This window comes from Rhodococcus sp. GXMU-t2271 (assembly GCF_041414735.1).
Classification (GTDB): Bacteria; Actinomycetota; Actinomycetes; order Mycobacteriales; family Mycobacteriaceae; genus Rhodococcus; species Rhodococcus indonesiensis.
Map to the genome: position 1 here is coordinate 116,314 of NZ_JAUIZP010000029.1, position 22,594 is coordinate 138,907.

The window sequence follows — 22,594 nt, forward strand, 5'->3', positions numbered from 1 at the left end:
ACTCAGGGGAGCAGCACGATCGAACCGGTCGTGCGGCGGGCCTCGAGATCCCGGTGTGCCTGCGCCGCCTGCGCCAGCGGGTACCGCGCGCCGACCCGGACGGTGAGGGTCCCGTCGGCGACGGCGGCGAACACGTCGCCCGCCCGCCACATCAGCTCCTCGCGGGTGCGCACATGGTGCGCGAGGGTCGGCCGCGTGACGTACAGCGAGCCCGCGGGGTTGAGCCGCTGCAGGTCGAACGGCGGAACCGGACCGCTGGCCGCGCCGAACAGCGCCAACGTGCCGCGGATGCGCAGCGAGGCGAGCGACGACTCGAACGTGGCCGCGCCGACGCCGTCGTAGACCGCCGCGACGCCCTCCCCGCCGGTGAGGTCCCGGACCTGCTCGGCGAGGTCGTCGGAGTAGCGCAGCACCTCGGTCGCGCCCGCCCCGCGCGACAGGGCCTCCTTCTCGTCGGAGGAGACGGTCGTGATCACCCGCACGTCCTTCGCGGCGGCGAGCTGGGTGAGGAGCAGGCCCACCCCGCCGGCGCCCGCGTGCACGAGCACGGTCTCGCCGGGCTGCGCCGGATACGTCGAATTGAGCAGGTAGTGCGCGGTCATGCCCTGCAGCAGCGCCGACGCCGCCTGCTCGGCGGGAACCGCGTCGGGCACCGGCACGGCCACCGCCGCCGGCACGAGCACCTGCTCGGCGTAGGAACCGTCGGCCGCCGCCCAGCTCACCCGGTCGCCGACCGCGACGCCGGCCACGCCCTCACCCGTCGCGACGACCCGTCCGGTGCCCTCGGTCCCGGGAATGTACGGCAACTCCCGGGGGTACAGCCCGGTGCGGAAGTAGGTGTCGATGAAGTTGACGCCCACGGCATCCGTCCGGACCAGCAGCTGACCCGGCCCCGGCTCGGGAGCCGGGACCTCGACGGGGGTGAGGACCTCGGGGCCGCCGAACCGTGCCACTTCGATTGCGCGCATGCGTTCACAGTATTCTGCAGGCATGAGCGCCGATACTCAGGTCGTGGCCGCACCGGCCGACATCGTGAAGTCCCTCCGCAGCTTCGTCGCCGCGCACGGTGGCTCCGCCAAGGCGGTGCTGCAGCCGGTCGCGCGGGGCGCGGTGCGCATCACCGTCGTCGCCGAGGACGGTGTGCTCGGCGACCGGGTGGTGCGCGATCTCGCCACCGCGCAGGCGGTGGTCGAGGCGCTGCCCGACGTGACCGTCTCGGAGTGGGATCGCGAAGTGACCAGCATCGCGACGCCGCAGCAGGGCCACTGGAAGAAGATGGCCGGCTGGGTGGCCCGTCAGACCCGGTTCCCGCGGGCCCGCAACGAACGCTGACCGATCCTCGACCGGCTCCGGGGGCCACCCGTCACGGGTGGCCCCCGGAGCCGTTTCTCGCTCGCGCGTGCGCGCGGGTCAGACGGCGACCGGTTCGCGGGCCGGTTCGGTGGTGCGGACCCGTCCCGCCGCCCACACCGCTGCGGTCGCGGCCGTGCACAGCCCGGCTCCGGCGACGTGCACGGCGACCAGGGCGGCGGGCACGTCGGTGAAGTACTGCACGACCCCGACGAGGGCCTGAGCGACGACGAGGGCGAGCAGCACGTGCAGGCGCGTCTTCACCGCCTGCGGGGCGGCGACGGCGTACAGCGCGAAGGCCAGGCCGACGAGCAGACCGAGGTATCCGACGAGCAGTTCGGCGTGCAGGTGCACCAGCGACTCGATGTCGATCTCGAGGCGCGGCACCGGCCGGTCGGCGCTCTTGTCCCCGGCGTGCGGGCCGGCGCCGGTGACCATCGTGCCCGCGACGAGCACCCCCGCGAGCAGCGCGGCGGACAGGGCGGTGAGGGTCCGCAGGGGGCGGGGGATCGTCGCCACGACCACCCCGTCGTCGGGCTCGCCGACCTTCGCGTGCAGCAGCACCGCGAGCCACACCATCAGCATCGACGCCAGCAGGTGCACCGCGACGGTCCACCAGGCCAGGCCGGCGAGCACGGTGATGCCACCGATGACGGCCTGCAGGACGGTGCCGGCGGGCATCAGCCAGGCGTAGACGAGAACCTCGCGGCGACGCCGGGCCCGGGTCACGGCCAGCACGACCGCCGCGGCGGAGGCGACGACGACGAACGTCAGCAGCCGGTTGCCGAACTCGACGACCTGGTGCAGGGTCGCGACCTCCTCGGACACCCCGACGGGCACGAAGCTGCCCGGGAAGCACTGCGGCCAGGTGGGACAACCCAGGCCGGATGCCGTCACGCGGACGATCGACCCGGTCACGGCGATGCCGCCCTGGGTCAGGATCGCGATGAGCGCGAGCAGCCGCTGGGTCCGCAGGGACGGCAGGGGCAGACGGTCGACAAGGCGCAGGAAGCCGCGATACAGCACATCGACGATGGTACGGGCCGGTCCACTACAGGCTGTAGTGGGGTGCCGGTCAGACGAACCGGAACAGTCTGCTCGCCAGGACACCGCCGACGGCCGCCCACGCGCCGAGGATCGCCACGGCCAGCCAGTCGACGCTGCCGCGCAGCGCCGCGTCGAGCGCGAGGGCGAGCGCCCCCGACGGGACCAGGCGCGCCAGGTGCACCACCGCATCGGGAAGACCGTCGCCGGCGAGGACGACGCTGCCGATCCCGAGCAGCACGAACCAGATGACGTTGGCCAGCGCCAGCACGATCTCGGCGCGCAGGGTGCCGCCGAGCAGCAGGCCCAGGGTGGCGAACGTCACGGTGCCCAGGGCGATGACGGCGGCGCCGAGCAGCAGCCCGACGGGTTCCGGGCGCCAGCCGAGGGCGAGACCGATGCCGCCCAGCAGAATCGACTGCAGTGCCACGACGAGGGCCACCGCACCGCTCTTGCCTGCGATGATGCCCCATTTCGGCAGGGCGGTGGCACCGAGTCTTTTCAATGCACCGTATCTGCGGTCGAATCCGACCGCGATGGCCTGGCCGGTGAACGCCGTCGACATCACCGCGACCATCATCACCGCCGGCAGCACACGCTCGACCCGGGCCTCACCCAGATCGCCGATCGGGAGCAGGGTGAGTCCGATCAGCAGGGTGATCGGGATGAACATCGTCAGCAGCAGCTGCTCGCCGTTGCGCAGCAGGAGCACCAGCTCCATGCGGGTCTGCGCGGCGAGCATCGCCGCCGGGCCGTTCGGGCGGGGCGCGGGAGCGAAGGTGCCGGGCGTGAACCGGTTCGCCGCCAGGCGCTCGTGCGAGGTGCTCATCCGCGGATCTCCCGTCCGGTCAGGTCCAGGAACACGTCCTCGAGGCTGCGCTGGTCCACCCGGATCTCGCGGGCCAGCACGCCCTGGTCGGCGCACCACGCGGCCGCTGCCGCGACGACCTGCGGATCGATGGGGCCCTCCACGAGATACCGGCCGGGCCCGGCCTCGCGCACCCGGAAGGCCTCCGCCAACGCGGCACGCAGGGGAGTGAGATCCAGCCCCGAGGCGGCGGTGAGCCACAACTGGCCCTCCGCGCCGGTGCTGGCGACCTCGGCAGGGGTGCCGGCGGCCACGATCCGGCCGTGATCGATGATGACGACCTCGTCGGCGAGTTCCTCCGCCTCGTCCATCAGGTGCGTGGTGAGCAGCACCGCGACCCCGTCGCGCCGGAGGGCGTCGATCAGTTCCCAGACCAGCAACCGCGCCTGCGCGTCCAGACCGGCGGTCGGTTCGTCGAGGAAGACGAGTTCGGGCCGGCCGACGAGGGCGCAGGCCAGCGCGAGCCGCTGCTGCTGCCCGCCGGACAGTCGCCGGTAGGGGGTGCGCCGTGCCTCCTCGAGTCCGAGACTGCGCAGCAGCCAGGCCGGATCGAGGGGATCCGCGGAGTAGGCGGCCACCAGATCGAGCATCTCCCCGGCCTTGGACCCGGGGTAGGCGCCGCCGCCCTGCAACATGACCCCGATCCGCGGGCGCAGGGCCTCGGAGTCGGCGATCGGGTCGAGTCCGAGGACCCGCACGGTCCCGGAGTCGGGGGTGACGAAGCCCTCGCACATCTCCACGGTGGTGGTCTTGCCGGCACCGTTGGGGCCGAGCAGCGCGAGCACCTGGGCGCGGTCGACGGTCAGATCGAGCCCGTCGACCGCGGTGAGGTCGCCGAACCGCTTGACGACGCCCTCGAGGCGGACGGCGGGCGGCGCAGCGGCGGGGGATCTCGAGGTCACGAGGTTCCAGCGTAGGCGCCGGGCGAATCGGCGGGACGCGGTGGTGTGTCGTCCTCGTCGCGCCAGGGGAGCCGGTTGCGGGTGGCGAAGATCGCCAGTCCCACCACGACGACCGTCGCGATCGCCGCCTGCACGATGATGAACGGCTGGTACTCGCCGCCGTTGGGCATCAGGATCACGCTCACCAGCGACGAGAACGCCACGGTGGGGAGCCGGAAGATCGGGCGGGTGGCCCACGCGGCCAGCGGGATCACCGCCCACAGCAGGTACCAGGGCTGCACTACCGGGAACAGCAGCACGATCGCGCCGAGGGACACCCCGAGCGCGCCCACGGGATGCAGCCGGCCGGTGAGCACCGCCAGCATCATCCGCACCGTCACCAGCGCCGCGATCAGCGCGGCGACGGGCCGGGTGAGCGACAGGATCGCGGTCGTGTGGTCACCGAGACCGAGCAGCACCCCGGCCAGGCCGGTGCCCAGGCCGAGCAGCGTCGGGATGGACATCCAGCTGCGTACCTCGGTTGCGGTGCCGAGGGTCTGCGTCCAGCCGAACCCGAGCCCGCTGCCCCAGCTGACCGCGCCCACGACGGCGACGGCGACCACGGCGAGCAGCGCGGCGGCGGCGACCACCGCGCGCAGGGTGCCGCCCCAGCGGTGCGCGAGCGCCATCCCGACGAAGCCGAGGGCGAGCAGCGAGGGCACCTTGACCATCGACGACAGCGCGATGACGGCGGAGCCCGCCAGCAGCCAGCCCAGCGCGCGGCCGCGCAGCGGCGCCGCCGGGTCGGCGGTGTAGATCCCGCGCAGCGCCAGTTCGAGACCGGCCAGCATGAGACCGAGCATCAGGGCCTCGTTGTGGATGCCGGCCACGAGGTGGAACAGCAGCAGGGGATTGGCCGCACCGAGCCACAGGGCGCTGACGGAGGCGACCCCGCAGCGGCGCGCGAGCCGCGGCAGCGCCCACACGATCAGCGCGACCCCGGCGAGCGCGGTCACGCGGTGCAGGAACACGCCGGCGACGATGTTCTCGCCCGTGAGGTCGGTGATCCGCTGTCCGAGCCACAGGATCGCCGGCCCGTACGGCGCGGGGGTGTCGCGCCAGATGTTGGGCACGGTGCGGGTCAGGACGTGGTCGACACCCAGGGCGCCGGCGGGGCCGATCCCGTAGGGGTCGAGACCGCGGGCTGCGATCTCGCTCTGCGCGAGATACGAGTAGACGTCCTTGCTGAACATCGGGGGTGCCACCGTCAACGGCAGGATCCACAGCAGCAGGGTGCGGTCGAGCTGGGACCGGCTCAGCCGTCGGGGTACCCCGTCCGGGTCGCGGCGGCCGACGGCGAAGCGGCCGAGCAGCAGCCAGGCCAGCACCACCAGCACGGTGCCCGTCATGGTCAGCGTCAGCGCGGCGCTGGGCATGCGGGCGGGCAGCCCGAGCACCCGCAGGCCCTGGACGGGGTTCTGCAGCACCGGTTGCGCCCCCGCGCCGAGCGCCCCCACCGCCATGAGCACGGTGCCCGTCGCGCCGAACAACCGGATGCGGTGCAGTTGGGTGGTCTCGGTGGCGTCGAGGCCGCGGCCCTCGAGTTCGTCGCCGTGCAGGATCGTGGCCACGGCGGGGCCGCCGCCGCGCCCGTCGAGTCCGAGGGCGCGCCGGCCGAGTTCCACGGCGCGGGCCCCGAGGTCCGCGGCACGGCGGCTCGGCGCCGGCCCGCTCGGGTCGGGTTCCACGGTGGACGGCACGCGAGCAGCGTAGCGGGCCGGAAACCGGGACCTCGCCGCCTGTAAGGTAGGGCACCCTTTGTAGACCGGCCGGAGTAATTCCGTCACACTGGTGTTGTGAAAACGACGTCCGATACCGGGGTGCACGGGGAACGCGCAGGTCATCCGCCTGCCGGGTTGCCGGTGGCCCAGGTTCCGGGCGCGCACGAGGGCCAGACCCGGGCGGCGGTGGTGCAGCTGCTGCTCGAGGAGGGACCGATCACGGCCACCGAGATCGGCGCCCGTCTCGGCCTGAGCGCGGCCGGGGTGCGTCGCCACCTCGACGCCCTCATCGACACCGGAGAGGCCCAGGCGGCTCCGGCCCCTCGACGGGAAGGTCGCGGGCGGGGACGGCCGGCGCGCCGATTCCAGCTCACCGCGGTGGGCCGGGCGCGGCTGGGGCACTCCTACGACGACCTGGCCAGTGCCGCGATGCGGCACCTGCGCGAGGTCGGCGGCGAGGCGGCGGTCGAGGACTTCGCCCGGCGTCGCGTGCAGTCCCTGCTCGGCGGGGTCGCCCCGGTCGAGTCCGGCAGCGGCGCCGAGATCGAGGACACCGCCGAGGACATCGCGGCGGCGTTCACCGATGCGGGGTTCGCGGCCTCGACCCGGCGGGTCGGCACCGGCGTGCAGATCTGCCAGCACCACTGCCCGGTCTCGCACGTCGCCGAGCAGTTCCCCGAGCTCTGCGAGGCCGAGCTCGAGGCGTTCACCCGGATACTCGGCACCCACGTGCAGCGACTGGCGACCATCGCCAACGGCGACAGCTTCTGCACCACCCACGTGCCGGTGCCACCGTCGGACACCCGGAAGACCTGAGCGGAACCCGTCCACCCCGACAGAAGCACGACGTTGACCGCCGGCGATCAGCCCTCGCCGGTACCGAACAAGACTCCGGAAGGAGCTCACATGACCGTCACATCGGATCAGGCGTCGGCCGGCGCGCCGCTGACACAGGAGGAGACCATCGCGTCCCTCGGTCACTACGGCTACGGCTGGTCGGATCCCGACGCGGCCGGCGCCACGGCCCAGCGAGGGCTGTCCGAGGCGGTCGTGCGCGACATCTCCGCGAAGAAGAACGAGCCCGAGTGGATGCTCGACATCCGCCTCAAGGCGCTGCGCACCTTCGAGAAGAAGCCGATGCCGGTGTGGGGCTCGAACCTCGAGGGCATCGACTTCGACAACATCAAGTACTTCGTGCGCTCCACCGAGAAGCAGGCCACGAGCTGGGAAGAACTGCCCGAGGACATCAAGAACACCTACGACAAGCTCGGCATCCCCGAGGCCGAGAAGCAGCGCCTCGTCGCCGGTGTCGCCGCCCAGTACGAGTCCGAGGTCGTCTACCACCAGATCCGTGAGGACCTCGAGTCCCAGGGCGTGATCTTCCTCGACACCGACACCGGCCTGCGCGAGCACCCGGAGATCTTCCGCGAGTACTTCGGATCCGTCATCCCGGCCGGCGACAACAAGTTCTCGGCGCTGAACACCGCCGTGTGGTCGGGCGGCTCGTTCATCTACGTCCCGCCGGGTGTGCACGTCGACATCCCGCTGCAGGCCTACTTCCGGATCAACACCGAGAACATGGGTCAGTTCGAGCGGACCCTGATCATCGTCGACGAGGGCGCCTCCGTGCACTACGTCGAGGGTTGCACCGCCCCGATCTACAAGTCGGACTCGCTGCACTCGGCGGTGGTGGAGATCATCGTCAAGAAGGGCGGGCACTGCCGCTACACGACCATCCAGAACTGGTCGAACAACGTCTACAACCTCGTCACCAAGCGCACCAAGGTCGAGGCCGGTGGCTCGATGGAGTGGATCGACGGCAACATCGGGTCCAAGGTCACCATGAAGTACCCGGCCGTGTGGATGATGGGCGAGCACGCGCGCGGCGAGGTGCTCTCCGTGGCGTTCGCCGGCGAGGGTCAGCACCAGGACACCGGCGCGAAGATGCTGCACCTGGCGCCGCACACCTCCTCGACCATCGTGTCGAAGTCGGTGGCCCGCGGCGGCGGACGCGCCTCCTACCGCGGTCTGGTGCAGGTCAACAAGGGCGCGCACGGGTCGAAGTCGACCGTCAAGTGCGATGCGCTGCTCGTCGATCAGATCTCCCGCTCGGACACCTACCCGTACGTCGACATCCGTGAGGACGACGTGACGATGGGGCACGAGGCGACCGTCTCCAAGGTCTCCGACGATCAGCTGTTCTACCTGATGAGCCGAGGCCTCACCGAGGACGAGGCCATGGCGATGGTGGTGCGCGGCTTCGTCGAGCCCATCGCCAAGGAACTGCCGATGGAGTACGCACTCGAGCTCAACCGCCTGATCGAACTGCAGATGGAAGGGGCAGTCGGCTAAATGACTGCGGAAGCGAAGAACACCCCCGCCACCGGTTCGCCGGTCGTCGCCACCGGGGTGCAGGGAGCCGCGCGCTCGGAGAAGGCCGGCGGGCCGGCCGTCAACAAGGGCGAGGTCTTCACGTCGTACGACGTGAATGCCTTCGAGATCCCCTCCGGCCGCGACGAGGCGTGGCGATTCACCCCGCTGCGCCGTCTGCGGGGTCTGCACGACGGCACCGCTGTCGCCGACGCCGACGCCACCGTCGAGGTCACCTCCGCGGACGGCGTGCAGGTCGAGACCGTCGGTCGCGACGACGCCCGCCTCGGCGAGGGCGGCGTGCCCGCCGACCGGGTCGCCGCCCAGGCCTACTCGGGCTTCACCACCGCCACCGTCGTCACGGTCGGCCGCGAGGTCGAGGTTCCCGAGCCCGTCACGATCACCGTCACCGGCCCCGGCGAGGGCAAGGTCGCGTTCGGGCACCTGCAACTGCGGCTCGAGCCGTTCGCGTCGGTCACCGTCGTCCTCGACCAGCGCGGGTCCGGCACCTACGCCGAGAACGTCGAGTTCGTCCTCGGCGACAGCTCGCGCCTGAACATCGTCGCCATCCAGGACTGGGCCGACGACGCGGTCCACGTCGCGGCCCACCACGCCCGCCTCGGCCGCGACGCCGTGCTGCGGCACTTCACCGTCGGCCTGGGCGGTGACCTCGTGCGCGTGTCTCCGACGGTCCGGTACGACGCGCCCGGCGGCGACGCCGAGATGCTCGGCCTGTACTTCGCCGACGCCGGCCAGCACCTCGAGCAGCGCCTGCTCGTGGACCATGCGCAGCCGCACTGCAAGTCCAACGTCGTGTACAAGGGGGCGCTGCAGGGCGATCCCGGCTCCGGCAAGCCGGACGCGCACACCGTGTGGATCGGGGACGTGCTCATCCGCGCCGAGGCCGAAGGCACCGACACCTTCGAACTCAACCGCAACCTGGTGCTCACCGACGGTGCCCGAGCCGACTCGGTACCCAACCTCGAGATCGAGACCGGTGAGATCGTCGGTGCCGGCCACGCCAGCGCCACCGGCCGGTTCGACGACGAGCAGCTGTTCTACCTGCGTGCCCGCGGCATCTCCGAGGAGCAGGCCCGCCGGCTCGTGGTCCGCGGATTCTTCCACGAACTCGTCGAGAAGATCACCGTGCCCGCCGTCCGGGAGCGGCTCGAGGCCGCCATCGAGGCCGAACTCGCCGCCGTCGGCGCCTGACCCCCACCCGTTCTCCCCATATTCGCGAAGGAACCGTTACCGACATGTCCACCGAGCAGAACGTCCTCGAGATCAAGGACCTGCACGTCCGCGTCGCCCAGACCGACGACAACGCCGAGCCGATCAACATCCTCAAGGGCGTGAACCTCACCGTCCGGTCCGGGGAGACGCACGCCATCATGGGCCCCAACGGCTCGGGCAAGTCCACCCTGTCCTACGCCATCGCCGGCCACCCCAAGTACGAGGTCACCTCGGGATCGATCACCCTCAACGGTGAGGACGTCCTCGCGATGAGCGTGGACGAGCGGGCCCGCGCCGGCCTGTTCCTGGCCATGCAGTACCCCGTCGAGGTCCCGGGCGTGTCCATGTCGAACTTCCTGCGCACCGCCGCGACCGCGGTCCGCGGCGAGGCCCCGAAGCTGCGCCACTGGGTCAAGGAGGTCAAGTCGGCGATGACCGAACTCGACATCGACCCGGCGTTCGGTGACCGCTCCGTCAACGAGGGCTTCTCCGGCGGCGAGAAGAAGCGCCACGAGATCCTGCAGCTGGGCCTGCTCGCGCCGAAGATCGCCATCCTCGACGAGACCGACTCCGGCCTCGACGTCGACGCCCTGCGCGTGGTGTCCGAGGGCGTCAACCGCTACCAGGAACGCGAGCACGGCGGCGTGCTGCTGATCACCCACTACACCCGCATCCTGCGCTACATCAAGCCGCAGTTCGTGCACGTGTTCGTCGGTGGCCGTGTCGTCGAGTCCGGCGGCCCCGAGCTCGCCGAGGAACTCGAGACGAACGGTTACGTGCGCTTCACCCAGGCCGCCGCGGCCGCGGGTGCCGACAAGTAAGGAACGGTGAGCCGATGACGGTGCAGGTGCCCACGGTGGACGTCGCCCGGATCCGGGCCGACTTCCCGATCCTCGGGCGCACGGTGCGCGACGGGAAACCCCTGGTCTACCTCGACTCCGGGGCCACTTCGCAGCGCCCGACGCAGGTCCTCGACGCCGAACGCGCGTTCCTGACCACCTGCAACGCGGCCGTGCACCGGGGAGCGCACGAGCTGTCCGAGGAGGCCACCGACGCCTACGAGGGCGCCCGCGCCGTCATCGCCGACTTCGTCGGCGCGGATGCGGACGAGCTGGTGTTCACCAAGAACGCCACCGAGTCGCTCAACCTCGTCGCCTACGCCTTCGCCGACGCCCGGTTCCCCCGGCGGGTCGGTCCCGGCGACGAGATCGTCGTCACCGAACTCGAACACCACGCCAACCTGGTGCCGTGGCAGGAACTCGCCCGCCGCACCGGCGCGACGCTGCGCTGGTTCGGCGTGACCGACGACGGCCGCATCGATCCCGATTCCCTCGAACTCACCGACCGGGTCAAGGTCGTCGCCTTCACCCACCAGTCCAACGTCACCGGGGCCGTGGCCCCGGTCGAGGAGCTGGTGCGGCGCGCGCAGTCCGTCGGCGCGGTCGTCGTGCTCGACGCCTGCCAGTCGGTGCCGCACATGGGCGTGGACTTCCATGCGCTCGGGGTCGACTTCGCGGCCTTCTCGGGGCACAAGATGTTCGGCCCGTCCGGCGTCGGCGTCCTCTACGGCCGCCGCGAGCTGCTCGCCGACGTGCCACCGTTCATCACCGGTGGCTCGATGATCGAGACCGTCACCATGGAGGCCTCCACGTTCGCGCCGCCGCCGCAGCGCTTCGAGGCGGGCTCGCCGATGTCGTCGCAGGCCGTCGGACTCGGCGCCGCGGTGCGGTATCTGCAGCAGATCGGCATGGACGCCGTCGCCGCACACGAGCACGAGCTCACCGCGGCGGCCCTGGCCGAACTCGCCGGCATCGACGGCGTGCGGATCGTCGGCCCCACCACGGCCGAGCAGCGCGGCGGTGCCGTCGCGTTCGTCGTCGACGGCATCCACGCGCACGACCTCGGACAGATCCTCGACGACGAGGGCGTGGAGATCCGCGTCGGCCACCACTGCGCGTGGCCGCTGCACCGCCGCTTCGGGATCGCGGCGACCGCCCGGGCCTCCTTCGCCGTGTACAACACGCTCGACGAGGTGGCCGCGCTCGGTGCGGCGATCCGCCGCGCCCAGGACTTCTTCGGAGCACGCTGATGCGGATGGAACAGATGTACCAGGAGGTCATCCTGGACCACTACAAGCACCCGCACCACCGGGGCCTGCGCGAGCCCTACGGAGCGCAGGTGCACCACGTCAACCCCACGTGCGGCGACGAGGTGACGTTGCGGGTGCAGCTCGCCGACGACGGCACCGTCGAGGACATCTCCTACGACGGGCAGGGTTGCTCGATCAGCCAGGCGTCGACCTCGGTGCTCACCGACCAGGTGATCGGGCTCCCGCTCGGCCGCGCCCTGGCCACCGTCGACGCGTTCGCGGAGATGGTCGGCAGCCGCGGAACCGTCGAGGGTGACGAGGACGTGCTCGGCGACGGCATCGCCTTCGCCGGGGTCTCGAAGTACCCGGCGCGCGTGAAGTGCGCGCTGCTGGGCTGGATGGCGTTCAAGGACGCCGTCGTGCAGATCACCGACGGCACCGACAGCACTCACCGGACCGCACCCGTAGCCAGTGGAGGACAGAACTGATGACCGAACCCGTGACCCCGGCGGACGAGACCGCCACCGCCGCCGCCCCGGACGCGTCCCCCGCCCTCGACCCCGAGCGGTACGACGAGCTCGAGGAGGCGATGCGCGACGTCGTCGACCCCGAACTCGGGATCAACGTCGTCGACCTGGGCCTGGTCTACGGCATCTCCGAGGACGACGAGGCCGTCACCATCGACATGACGCTCACCTCGGCGGCCTGCCCGCTCACCGATGTCATCGAGGACCAGTCCCGCAACGCCCTCGTCCGCAGCGGCCTGTGCGACGAGCTGCGCATCAACTGGGTGTGGATGCCGCCGTGGGGACCGGACAAGATCACCGACGACGGTCGCGAGCAGCTGCGCGCGCTCGGCTTCACCGTCTGACCCGGTCGGTGACCCGGCACGTCCCCCCAGTGCCCCCGGACCCGGGAGCCGCCGGCTCCGTCGACCCGGGAGCCGCCGGCTCCGTGGACCCGATCACCGCCCTCGAACACGAGTTCATGGCGCTGATGCGCCGCGGCCGGGACCAGCTGGGGGTGCGCGCCCGCGCCGTCCACCCCCAGCTGGATCCGGCGTGCTACCCGCTGCTGGTGCTGCTCGGCCGCGCGGACGCGGTGGCGATGTCGGACTTGCTCCGTGATCTCGCGATCGAGAAGTCGACGTTGACGCGGCGCATCGACGCCGCCGTGCGGCTCGGGCTGGTCGAGCGGACGACGGACCCGCACGACGCACGCGCACGGCTCGTCGCGCTCACCGCCGACGGCCGGGACCGCTTGACCGCGCTGCAGCAGGAACAGACAGCGCGGTGGCGCCGTCGCCTGTCCACCTGGGATCCCGCCGACGTCGAGCAGCTCACGGCTCTACTGCGCCGCCTCCGCGACGGGCTGGACTGAGGTCGTCCCCGCCCGACGCCTGAGGCCCCGGCCGGTGCCGGGCCGGGGCCTCAGGCCCGCTTGCGGGCGGTGGACTTCTTCGCGGTGGACTTGGTTGCCGCCGTCTTCTTCGCGGTCGACTTGCCGCTGGACTTCGCGGCGGTCTTCTTCGCCGGTGTCTTCTTCGCGGCGCTCTTGCGGGCGGGTGCCTTCTTCGCCGCCGAACCCCGGGCGGGCGCAGCCTCGTCCGACTTCTTCTCTCCGGACGCGGCGTGCACGCTGCGCTGCAGCGCAGCCACCAGATCCAGCACCTCGGCGTCCTCGGCCGCGGGTTCGCCCGTCGGGGTCACCGGCAGCACCTTCTCGCCGCCTCGGGCGATGATGTCGTCGATCAGCGACCGCAGCTCGACCTGGTACTCGTCGGTGAACTCGTCCGGGCGGAAATCGTCGGCCATCGACTCGACGAGCATCTCCGCCATCGCCATTTCCTTCTGTTTCGGCGGCTCCGCGTCGTCGAGCACGGGGAACGACACCGAGCGCACCTCGTCCGGCCACAGCAGGGTCTGCAGCACGAGCACGCCGTCCCGGTTGCGCAGGGCCGCCAGCCGGGTCCGTTGGCGCAGCGTGAAGTGCACGAGCGCGGTGCGATCGGTCTGGGTGAGCGTCTCGGCGAGCAGCGTGTACGCCTTCGGCGACGCCGAGTCCGGCTCGAGGTAGTAGGACTTCTCGAACAGGATCGGGTCGATCTGCTCGGACGGGACGAACTGCAGCACCGGGATCTCGTGCTTCTCCGCGACGGGCAGTTTGTCGAAGTCCTCGTCGGTGAGCACGACCCGGACGCCTTCGTCGGAGTCGTAGGCCTTGTCGATCTCGGCGTAGGGCACCGACTCGCCGCATTCGGTGCAGACCCGGTCGTATTTGATCCGGCCGCCGTCCTTCGCATGCACCTGGTGGAACCGGATGTCGTGGCTCTCGGTGGCGGAGTAGACCTTCACCGGGACGTTCACCAGTCCGAACGCGATGGCACCCTTCCAGATCGAACGCATGGTTCCATCATGATCGAGATCGGCGTCCGCCGCGCGGAACCGGGCGAACTCGTCACCACAGGGCACGCAGCATGGCCCCACGCAAGGCCGGAGAGCCCGTCGTGAACATCCGGGTCATCGCCGCCACCGTCCCCCCGACGTCGGTGCGGCCGGACAGGTAGGAGCGCTGGCGCTCGGGCGGCAGCGTGAAGAACCCGGCGAAGAACGCCGGGGTCTGTTCCGGGTGCAGTTTCAGCAGCACCCGCAGCCCCGAGGCGCGCAGCTGCGCGACCGCCCGCGCCGACGGCGACCACAACGCCGCCGTGGCCTTGCGGCCTCCGGCGAGCGCGTGCGCCACGGGATCGGCCGCGGCCAGCGACGCCGCCACCGCATACCCGGTGCCCGGGTGCATCAGACCGCCGCGGGCACCGAACCGGGCCACCCCGCGCGCCGACCCCGGCGGCGGCTGCACCCCGAACCGCACCCGCTCGACCGGCTCCGAGCCGCTCAGTTCCACCCCCCGCGCGGCGAGCCGGACCTCGAGGCGTCGCTGCAGCTCGGGCAGGGGGATCGCGGGCCGCCCCACCAGACACGTCTCCTCGAGCAACACCCGGTCCTGCCCGAGGGGCACCGCGTACAGGAACGACGGCGCATCCCCGGAGCCGGCGCGGTTGTCGCGCCGCCAGTCCATGAACCAGGCGGCGCGCCCCTGCAGCGCGGGTGCAGCGGTCGCGGTGTCGACGATCACGCCGAAGGCGGTCTGCTGGGCGCGGGAGCGGTGGGCAGGCACCCCGCGCGCGTCGATCACGGCCGGCGCGCGCAGCACCGCACCGTCCGCGAGGACGACATGGTCGGCGTCGACGACGTCCGCCCGGGCGGCGCAGACCCGCACGCAGTCCAGCGCCAGACTTCGTTGCAGTGCCGATGTGTCGAACACACCGTAAGGGCGCGGAATTCGGTGCGGATGCGTGGTCCACGCCGCCGGTTCCGCCACCCGCGCCGCGAGTACCGACTCGGGCAGCCATCGTGGCAGCTCGTCGAGCCAGGCCGCGTAGGTCGCCGTCCACGGGCGGTCCGGTCGCGGGTCCACCGCGAGCACGTCGAGGCCGGCCGCGGCGACGCGGTGCGCCACCGCGCGCCCGGCGGGCCCGAGCCCGACGACGATCACCTCCGCGTCGATCACCTGCTACATCGCTCCCGTCGCCAGCAGTCCACCGTCCACCCGCACAGTCTCCCCGGTGATCCACCCGGCCGCATCCGAGACGAGGAACGCGACCAGTTCGGCGACGTCGGCCGGGGTGCCGAGCCGGCGCATGGGATACCGGGCGGCAGCGCTGTCCTCGCCGTCGGCGACGAGTGCGGCCGCGAACTTCGTCTTCACCACCCCGGGCGCCACCGCATTGACGCGCACACCCGGCCCGAGCTGCCAGGCCAGCTCCTCGGTCAGCCGGATCAGCGCCGCCTTCGACGCCCCGTACGCGGCGATCACCCCGGTCGAACGCAGGCCCGCCACGCTCGCGATGTTGACCACGGACCCGCCGTGCTCACCCATCCACGCGCGGTACGCCTGCTGCACGAATCCCAGCGCGGCGACGACGTTGACGTCGAAGATCTTGCGGACGGCGTCGAGGTCTGCGTCCATCAACGCCCCGAACACGGGGTTGATGCCCGTGTTGTTGATCAGGATGTCGAGGGCGCCGAGTTCGGCGACGGTGCGGCGCACCGCCTCGGCCCGGGCCTCGGCGTCCCCGGCGTTGCCGGGCAGCTCGAGCACCCGTCCGCGGTGACCGAGGGCGCGCAACTCGCCGGCGGCCTCGGCGAGCGGTTCGGCCTTGCGGGCGGTGAGGGCCACGTTCGCGCCGCGGGCGAGCAGCACCCCGGCGATCGCCTTGCCGATCCCACGGCTCGCGCCGGTCACCAGTGCCGTGCGGCCCGTCAGGTCCGAGCCGGCGGGCAGTTCGGGGGAAGTCGTCATGCCGGGAACGTAGCGCATCTCACGTCGGGTGTCGGCGGTCCGGACGGTAAAATGAATGGTTCGTGCGCCTGTCGCTGCGGCATCATCGACAGCCGATCCGAAACATCCCTGAGGAGTCCCACGCGTGATCACCGCCACCGATCTGGAAGTCCGCGCCGGCGTGCGGACGCTGCTCTCGGCGCCGGGACCGGCGCTGCGGGTGCAGCCGGGCGACCGGATCGGGTTGGTCGGACGCAACGGCGCCGGCAAGACCACCACCCTGCGCATCCTCGCGGGGGAGGGGGAACCGTACGCGGGCGCCGTCGTCCGCTCCGGTGACCTGGGGTACCTGCCGCAGGACCCGCGCGAGGGCAACCTCGACGTGCTCGCCAAGGACCGCGTGCTCTCCGCCCGCGGCCTCGACGAGATCCTGCGTGCGATGGAGAAGCAGCAGGCCGTCATGGCCGAGGCCGTCGACGAGAACGTCCGCGACCGGGCGGTGCGCAAGTACGGGTCGCTCGAGGAACGCTTCTCGGCCCTCGGCGGGTACGAGGCCGAATCGGAGGCAGCCCGCATCTGCACCAGCCTCGGCCTGCCGGACCGGGTGCTGGGCCAGCCGTTGCGCACCCTGTCGGGCGGCCAGCGCCGCCGCGTCGAACTCGCCCGCATCCTCTTCGCCGCCTCCGACGGTTCCGGCAAGTCCGCCACCACCCTGCTGCTCGACGAGCCCACCAACCACCTCGACGCCGACTCGATCACCTGGCTGCGCGGATTCCTGCAGAACCACGACGGCGGACTGGTCGTCATCAGCCACGACGTGGACCTGCTCGCCGACGTCGTGAACAAGGTGTGGTTCCTCGACGCGGTGCGCGGTGAGGCCGACATCTACAACATGGGCTGGAAGAAGTACCTCGACGCGCGGGCCACCGACGAGGCGCGCCGTCGCCGCGAACGCGCCAACGCCGAGAAGAAGGCGTCCGCGTTGCGCCAGCAGGCGGCCAAGCTCGGCGCGAAGGCCACCAAGGCCGTCGCGGCGCAGAACATGGCCAAGCGCGCCGACAAGCTGCTCGCCGAACTCGACGAGGTGCGGGTGGCCGACAAGGTGGCCAAGATCCGGTTCCCGGAACCGGCGCCGTGCGGCAAGACCCCGCTCACCGCCGAGAGCCTGACGAAGGTGTACGGCTCGCTGGAGATCTTCACCGGCGTGGACCTGTCGATCGACCGGGGCAGCCGCGTCGTCGTGCTCGGCCTCAACGGTGCCGGCAAGACCACGCTGCTGCGCCTGCTCGCGGGGGTCGAGACCCCGGACGCCGGCGGGCTGGTGCCCGGACACGGCCTGAAGATCGGATACTTCGCACAGGAGCACGACACCCTCGACGACGATGCGACGGTGTGGGAGAACATCCGGCACGCGGCACCGGACGCGGGGGAGCAGGACCTGCGGGGGCTGCTCGGGGCGTTCATGTTCACCGGTCCCCAGCTCGACCAGCCCGCCGGGACGCTGTCCGGTGGTGAGAAGACCCGCCTGGCGCTGGCCGGGCTGGTGTCCTCCGCGGCGAACGTGTTGCTGCTCGACGAGCCGACCAACAACCTGGACCCGGTCTCGCGGGAACAGGTGCTCGACGCGCTGCGCAGCTACGCCGGTGCGGTCGTCCTCGTCACCCACGATCCCGGCGCCGCCGAAGCGCTCGATCCGGAGCGCGTGATCCTGCTCCCGGACGGTACCGAGGACCACTGGTCGCAGGAGTACCTGGAACTGATCCAGCTCGCCTGAGGTCGCGGGCCCCCCGTCCGGTGCCGAGCCGGACCCGGGGCGGCCGCCGCGGCCCGGACCTGCGCGATTCCTCCCGGCGCTCCGCGCCGTCCACTAGCCTGGGAGGCGGGGCCTTGCCGATCCGACGGGAGGATCCGATGGCACGCAAATCCGAGCACGCCGGGAGTGTACTGACCAAGGGCACACGGGTCACGGGGGAGTCGCGTGATCGTCTTCAGGCAGAACTGAAACGCCGCTACGAGGCCGGGGCGAGCATCCGGACGCTGGCGCAGGAAACGGGCCGGTCCTACGGGTTCGTGCACAACGTGCTCGTGGAGTCCCACGTCGCGCTGCGCGGCCGGGGCGGACCGAACCGGCGCAGCGCGGCCCGCGCCGCCACCTGACCGGGGTCAGCCGGCGGCGGTGCGTCGCACGGACTCCTCGACCAGGTCCAGCACCGCCGCCAGTTCGTCGTCGGCGGTGCCAGAGGCGAGCCGCGCGATCAGCCCGTCGAGAACCAGGTCCAGGTAGCTGAGCACGACCTCGGTCGGCACATCGTCGCGTAGCCGGCCCGCCTCGCGTTGCCGTTCGAGCCGGCCCACCGTCGCCTTGGTCAGCTCCGCGGAGTGCTGGGTCCAGGCTTTCGCGAAGTCCGGGTCGGTGCGCAGGCGCCGCGTGATCTCGAGCCGGGTGCCGAGCCAGTCGAACTGCTCGGGTGAGGCGAGCATGTCCCGCATCACCTGCACCAGGCCCTGCTCGGCGGCGACGTCGGCCATCCGCGCGGCGTCCTCCTGCGCCAGGGCCAGGAAGAGGCCGTCCTTGTCCTTGAAGTGGTGGAAGATCGCGCCGCGGGACAGTCCCGTGGCGTCCTCCAGGCGGCGCACCGTGGCGCCGTCGTAGCCGAACTCGGCGAAGCACCGGCGGGCGCCGGCGAGGATCTGTCTCCGGCGCGCGGCGAGGTGGTCCTCACTGACCTTGGGCACCGCGAACGTCCTTTCGGGGAGGAGACGGCGGGCCCGAGACGAAGTCGCCCCGAGCCCGCCGCCGGTGCACAGCGTGGTCCGCCCGCGGGTGCGGGCGGCCGATCCGGGTGGTGTCAGCCCCGGATCATGTTGCGCAGCACGTACTGCAGGATGCCGCCGTTGCGGTAGTAGTCCGCCTCGCCGGGGGTGTCGATGCGCACGACCGCGTCGAACTCGACCGTGCTGCCGTCCGCCTTGGTGGCGGTGACGTGCACCGTGCGCGGCGTCGTGCCCTGGTTGAGCTCCTCGATGCCCGCGATGTCGAACACCTCGGTGCCGTCGAGTCCGAGAGACTTCGCCGACTCACCCGCGGGGAACTGCAGCGGGATGACGCCCATGCCGATCAGGTTCGACCGGTGGATGCGCTCGAACGACTCGGTGATGACCGCCTTGACGCCGAGCAGGCGGGTGCCCTTGGCGGCCCAGTCGCGGGACGAACCGGAGCCGTACTCCTTGCCGCCCAGGACGACCAGCGGGATCCCGGCCTTCTGGTAGTTCTGCGAGGCGTCGTAGATGAACGCCTGCGGCGCGCCGTCCTGCGTGAAGTCGCGGGTGTAACCGCCCGAGACCCCGTCGAGCAGCTGGTTCTGCAGGCGGATGTTCGCGAACGTGCCGCGGATCATCACCTCGTGGTTGCCGCGCCGCGACCCGAGCGAGTTGTAGTCCTTGCGCTCGACCCCGTGGGAGTCGAGGTACTGCGCGGCGGGGGTGCCGGGCTTGATCGGTCCGGCCGGGCTGATGTGGTCGGTGGTGACCGAATCGCCGAGCAGGGCCAGCACGCGGGCGCCCTTGATGTCGGAGACCGGAGCCGGATCCATCGTCATGCCGTCGAAGTACGGAGCCTTGCGGACGTAGGTCGAGTTCTCGTCCCACGCGAAGGTGTCGCCCTCCGGCGTCTCCAGGTTCTGCCAGCGGTGATCGCCCTTGAAGACATCGGCGTACGACTTGCGGAACATGTCCTGGCTGATCGCCGACTTGATGGTGTCGTCGATCTCCTGGGCCGACGGCCAGATGTCCTTCAGGAAGACGTCGTTGCCGTCCTGGTCCTGTCCGAGCGGGTCGGTCTCGAAGTCGAAGTCCATCGTGCCCGCCAGGGCGTATGCGATGACGAGCGGCGGGGACGCGAGGTAGTTCATCTTCACGTCGGGGGAGATGCGCCCCTCGAAGTTGCGGTTACCGGAGAGCACCGCGGTCACCGACAGGTCGTTGTCGTTGACGGCCTTGGAGATCTCCTCCGGCAGCGGCCCGGTGTTACCGATGCACGTGGTGCAGCCGTAGCCACCGAGGTAGAACCCGAGCTTCTCGAGGTACGGCCACAGGCCGGCCTTCTCGTAGTAGTCGGAGACGACCTGAGAGCCGGGTGCCATGTTGGTCTTGACCCACGGCTTCGACGACAGGCCCTTCTCGACGGCGTTGCGGGCGAGCAGCGCGGCGCCGAGCATCACCGACGGGTTCGAGGTGTTGGTGCACGAGGTGATGCCCGCGACGACGACGGCGCCGTGGTCGAGCACGAACTCCCCGCGCTCCTCGGAGACGACCCGCACGGGCTTGGTGGGCCGGCCGTCCGCGCCGTTGGCGGCGGACTGGACGTCGACGGCACCGTCGTCGGCGAAGGACAGCGCGACCGGGTCGGACGCCGGGAAGGATTCCTCGACGGCCTCGTCGAGCTTGGTGTGCTCGGCGGGGTGCTGCTCCTCGACGTAGTTGTGGATGTCCTTGCGGAAGGCGATCTTCGACTCGCTGAGCAGGATGCGGTCCTGCGGGCGCTTGGGGCCGGCGATGGACGGGACCACGGTGCTCAGGTCCAGCTCGAGGTACTCGGAGTAGGAGGGCTCCTTCTCCGCGTCGTGCCACATGCCCTGCTCCTTGGCGTACGCCTCGACGAGCGCGAGCTGCTCGTCGCTGCGGCCGGTCAGGCGCAGGTAGTTGATGGTCTCGCCGTCGATCGGGAAGATCGCGGCGGTGGATCCGAACTCGGGGCTCATGTTGCCCAGGGTGGCGCGGTTGGCCAGCGGCACCTCGGCGACGCCCGCGCCGTAGAACTCGACGAACTTGCCGACCACGCCGTGCTTGCGGAGCATGTCGGTGACCGTGAGGACGACGTCGGTGGCGGTCACACCCGGCTGGATCTCGCCGGTCAGCTTGAAGCCGACCACGCGCGGGATGAGCATCGAGACCGGCTGGCCGAGCATCGCGGCCTCGGCCTCGATGCCGCCGACGCCCCAGCCGAGCACGCCGAGGCCGTTGACCATCGTGGTGTGCGAGTCGGTGCCGACGCAGGTGTCGGGGTAGGCCTGGCCGTTGCGCACCATCACGGTGGGGGCCAGGTACTCGATGTTGACCTGGTGCACGATGCCCATGCCCGGGGGGACGACCTTGAAGTCGTCGAAGGCGCCCTGGCCCCAGCGCAGGAACTGGTAGCGCTCGCCGTTGCGCTCGTACTCGAGGTCGACGTTGCGCTCGAGGGCGTCGGCCCGGCCGAAGACGTCGAGGATGACCGAGTGGTCGATGACCATGTCGGCGGGGGAGAGCGGATTGACCTTGTTCGGGTCGCCGCCGAGGGTGGTGACGGCCTCACGCATGGTGGCGAGGTCGACCACGCAGGGCACGCCGGTGAAGTCCTGCATGATCACGCGGGCGGGAGTGAACTGGATCTCGACGCTCGGCTCGGCCGACGGATCCCAGTTCGCGAGGGCGCGGATGTGATCGGCGGTGATGTTCGCACCGTCTTCGGTGCGCAGCAGGTTCTCGGCGAGAACCTTCAATGCATAGGGCAGCTTTTCGGTGCCGGGTACGGCCGAGAGGCGGAAGATCTCGTACGAGTTCTCTCCGACCTCCAGCGTCCCCTTGGCGCCGAACGAATCAATACTGGTGCTCACGTCAGCTCCACTCGTCGATGAGGCTCGCCGCCGACGGGGCTGTGTCGACGGCCGAAGCGAGGCTCCGCAGCCGGGCCGGGCCGCAGAACAGGGCCGGACGGCGTCGGAGGCGTCTCGCGGCAAGTCTAACAGTACGCTTGTCCTGTGAAGCGATGGGACGGAACCGCCGATCCGGCGTCCGGCCGCCGCGATCGCCTCGTCGCGTAGGGTACGAACGGCGCCGCACGAGCGGTGGCCGTCGAGTACCACGGAGAGAGATGTCTGCGCCCCTGCCACGTGTCCTGACGCCGTCGTCCACCGACCTCCCGCCGGGCGTCTCGCTCGAGCAGGTCCTCGCCGACCTCGCCGACGACCAGGTCTCGGCACCTCCGGAGCGCGTCGACGATCTCGTCGCCGTCGTCGACCGCGCGCAGCAGCACGGGATCGACTTGAGCATCGTCGTGCTCGACCGCGATCCCCGCCTCGATTCGCAGCTGCGCGACCTCGCCACGGACGTCGCCGGCGAGGACGGCGGCACCGTGCTCGTGCTCAGTCCCGGCTGGGTGGGCGCCCACAGCGACAGCATCGACCGGGTGCTCCTCGAGTCCGCGCAGGACCGCACCTACACCGGCGACCCGGTCGTCTCGGCGTCGAATTTCGTCGATGCTCTCACCGAGCCCGCGCCGCCCTGGACGCTGTTCACGGTGCTGCTGCTGCTCGCGGTCGCGGGCGCGGCCGGAGCGACCTACCTCGCCAAGGCCGTCCGTCGCCGTCGCGACACCGACACGACGACAGCGGCGGCGGCCGGCCGGATCGAGCGCTGACGCGGCGGAGAATTTTCGTCTCGCGCTGTGGCCGTCGTCACAGCTCAGGCCGTTGACACAGGTCTCATTCCGCTTCCGTCTTCTGTGACTGGAGTTTCATCGGGGTGCGAAGTGTCGTACGGTGCACTTGGCGCTCTTGGGGAAGGGGTGTCACACATACCCGGTGCCGGGTCGCGGTGCGAA

22 protein-coding genes are annotated in these 22,594 nt (G+C 71.2%); 12 read left to right on the forward strand and 10 right to left on the reverse strand.

The window, feature by feature from the left end; translation table 11 throughout:
- Positions 1–2: 2 nt before the first annotated feature.
- Positions 3–968 carry a quinone oxidoreductase gene (locus QYS60_RS11685; RefSeq protein WP_289380536.1) on the reverse strand — a complete coding sequence of 322 codons (966 nt, stop codon included), beginning with the start codon at positions 966–968 and terminating at the stop codon, positions 3–5.
- A gap of 22 nt (positions 969–990) precedes the next feature.
- On the opposite strand from QYS60_RS11685, the gene QYS60_RS11690 reads away from it, so the two are divergent.
- Entirely contained in the window at positions 991–1,332 is a 342-nt protein-coding gene (locus tag QYS60_RS11690; RefSeq protein WP_040784537.1) for a hypothetical protein, read from the forward strand.
- A gap of 78 nt (positions 1,333–1,410) precedes the next feature.
- Here QYS60_RS11690 and QYS60_RS11695 read toward each other — a convergent pair whose 3' ends face one another.
- Genes QYS60_RS11695 through mptB form a run of 4 tightly spaced genes read right to left on the reverse strand, consistent with a single transcriptional unit; the run spans position 1,411 to position 5,903 of the window.
- Positions 1,411–2,376 (reverse strand): heme A synthase, encoded by a 966-nt coding sequence (locus QYS60_RS11695; RefSeq protein WP_054373461.1) that lies wholly within the window; start codon positions 2,374–2,376, stop codon positions 1,411–1,413.
- Between the two features lie 49 nt (positions 2,377–2,425).
- Positions 2,426–3,223, reverse strand: coding sequence for an ABC transporter permease (locus QYS60_RS11700; RefSeq protein WP_371383227.1), 798 nt, complete (start codon positions 3,221–3,223; stop codon positions 2,426–2,428).
- Positions 3,220–4,164, reverse strand: coding sequence for an ABC transporter ATP-binding protein (locus tag QYS60_RS11705; protein ID WP_003939486.1), 945 nt, complete (start codon positions 4,162–4,164; stop codon positions 3,220–3,222). The genes QYS60_RS11700 and QYS60_RS11705 overlap by 4 nt, the downstream gene beginning before the upstream one ends.
- Entirely contained in the window at positions 4,161–5,903 is a 1,743-nt protein-coding gene (gene mptB / locus QYS60_RS11710) for a polyprenol phosphomannose-dependent alpha 1,6 mannosyltransferase MptB (protein WP_371383228.1), read from the reverse strand. The genes QYS60_RS11705 and mptB overlap by 4 nt, the downstream gene beginning before the upstream one ends.
- Before the next feature lie 96 nt (positions 5,904–5,999).
- Here mptB and QYS60_RS11715 point away from each other — a divergent pair, with 96 nt between their 5' ends.
- From QYS60_RS11715 to QYS60_RS11750, 8 genes are all read left to right on the forward strand, one after another.
- Positions 6,000–6,740 carry a helix-turn-helix transcriptional regulator gene (locus QYS60_RS11715; RefSeq protein ID WP_371383229.1) on the forward strand — a complete coding sequence of 247 codons (741 nt, stop codon included), beginning with the start codon at positions 6,000–6,002 and terminating at the stop codon, positions 6,738–6,740.
- Positions 6,741–6,830: 90 nt separating this feature from the next.
- Positions 6,831–8,276 carry a Fe-S cluster assembly protein SufB gene (gene sufB, locus QYS60_RS11720; RefSeq protein ID WP_003939489.1) on the forward strand — a complete coding sequence of 482 codons (1,446 nt, stop codon included), beginning with the start codon at positions 6,831–6,833 and terminating at the stop codon, positions 8,274–8,276.
- Entirely contained in the window at positions 8,277–9,506 is a 1,230-nt protein-coding gene (gene sufD / locus QYS60_RS11725; RefSeq protein ID WP_003939490.1) for a Fe-S cluster assembly protein SufD, read from the forward strand.
- Between the two features lie 44 nt (positions 9,507–9,550).
- Entirely contained in the window at positions 9,551–10,348 is a 798-nt protein-coding gene (gene sufC, locus QYS60_RS11730) for a Fe-S cluster assembly ATPase SufC (RefSeq protein ID WP_003939491.1), read from the forward strand.
- Between the two features lie 14 nt (positions 10,349–10,362).
- Positions 10,363–11,616, forward strand: coding sequence for a cysteine desulfurase (locus QYS60_RS11735; protein WP_371383230.1), 1,254 nt, complete (start codon positions 10,363–10,365; stop codon positions 11,614–11,616).
- A complete protein-coding gene (gene sufU, locus QYS60_RS11740; protein WP_371383231.1) occupies positions 11,616–12,104 on the forward strand; it encodes a Fe-S cluster assembly sulfur transfer protein SufU in 489 nt (162 codons plus the stop codon). Before QYS60_RS11735 ends, sufU begins: the two co-directional genes overlap by 1 nt.
- Complete coding sequence (locus tag QYS60_RS11745; RefSeq protein WP_371383232.1) at positions 12,104–12,487, forward strand: metal-sulfur cluster assembly factor; 384 nt, start codon at positions 12,104–12,106, stop codon at positions 12,485–12,487. The genes sufU and QYS60_RS11745 overlap by 1 nt, the downstream gene beginning before the upstream one ends.
- A 116-nt stretch (positions 12,488–12,603) precedes the next feature.
- Complete coding sequence (locus QYS60_RS11750) at positions 12,604–12,996, forward strand: MarR family winged helix-turn-helix transcriptional regulator (protein ID WP_289379128.1); 393 nt, start codon at positions 12,604–12,606, stop codon at positions 12,994–12,996.
- Between the two features lie 50 nt (positions 12,997–13,046).
- Here QYS60_RS11750 and QYS60_RS11755 read toward each other — a convergent pair whose 3' ends face one another.
- From QYS60_RS11755 to QYS60_RS11765, 3 genes are read right to left on the reverse strand one after another with little or no spacing between them, the layout of a single operon-like run.
- Positions 13,047–14,021, reverse strand: a complete 975-nt coding sequence (locus QYS60_RS11755) for a Ku protein (protein ID WP_371383233.1) — start codon at positions 14,019–14,021, stop codon at positions 13,047–13,049.
- Between the two features lie 52 nt (positions 14,022–14,073).
- Complete coding sequence (locus QYS60_RS11760; RefSeq protein ID WP_371383234.1) at positions 14,074–15,183, reverse strand: lycopene cyclase family protein; 1,110 nt, start codon at positions 15,181–15,183, stop codon at positions 14,074–14,076.
- 3 nt (positions 15,184–15,186) lie between these two features.
- Entirely contained in the window at positions 15,187–15,993 is an 807-nt protein-coding gene (locus QYS60_RS11765; RefSeq protein ID WP_371383235.1) for an SDR family oxidoreductase, read from the reverse strand.
- A gap of 106 nt (positions 15,994–16,099) precedes the next feature.
- On the opposite strand from QYS60_RS11765, the gene QYS60_RS11770 reads away from it, so the two are divergent.
- Positions 16,100–17,728, forward strand: a complete 1,629-nt coding sequence (locus QYS60_RS11770) for an ABC-F family ATP-binding cassette domain-containing protein (protein ID WP_003939499.1) — start codon at positions 16,100–16,102, stop codon at positions 17,726–17,728.
- 137 nt (positions 17,729–17,865) lie between these two features.
- Entirely contained in the window at positions 17,866–18,111 is a 246-nt protein-coding gene (locus QYS60_RS11775; protein ID WP_003939500.1) for a helix-turn-helix domain-containing protein, read from the forward strand.
- A 6-nt stretch (positions 18,112–18,117) separates the two neighbouring features.
- Here the strand turns inward: QYS60_RS11775 and QYS60_RS11780 are convergent, their stop codons facing one another.
- Together QYS60_RS11780 and acnA are read right to left on the reverse strand one after the other, a co-directional pair.
- Positions 18,118–18,690, reverse strand: coding sequence for a TetR/AcrR family transcriptional regulator (locus QYS60_RS11780; RefSeq protein ID WP_003939501.1), 573 nt, complete (start codon positions 18,688–18,690; stop codon positions 18,118–18,120).
- Between the two features lie 113 nt (positions 18,691–18,803).
- A complete protein-coding gene (gene acnA, locus QYS60_RS11785; protein WP_054374954.1) occupies positions 18,804–21,608 on the reverse strand; it encodes an aconitate hydratase AcnA in 2,805 nt (934 codons plus the stop codon).
- Positions 21,609–21,865: 257 nt separating this feature from the next.
- Between acnA and QYS60_RS11790 the strand changes: the two genes are divergently transcribed.
- Positions 21,866–22,411 carry a DUF6676 family protein gene (locus QYS60_RS11790; protein WP_371383236.1) on the forward strand — a complete coding sequence of 182 codons (546 nt, stop codon included), beginning with the start codon at positions 21,866–21,868 and terminating at the stop codon, positions 22,409–22,411.
- The last annotated feature ends 183 nt before the right edge of the window (positions 22,412–22,594 follow it).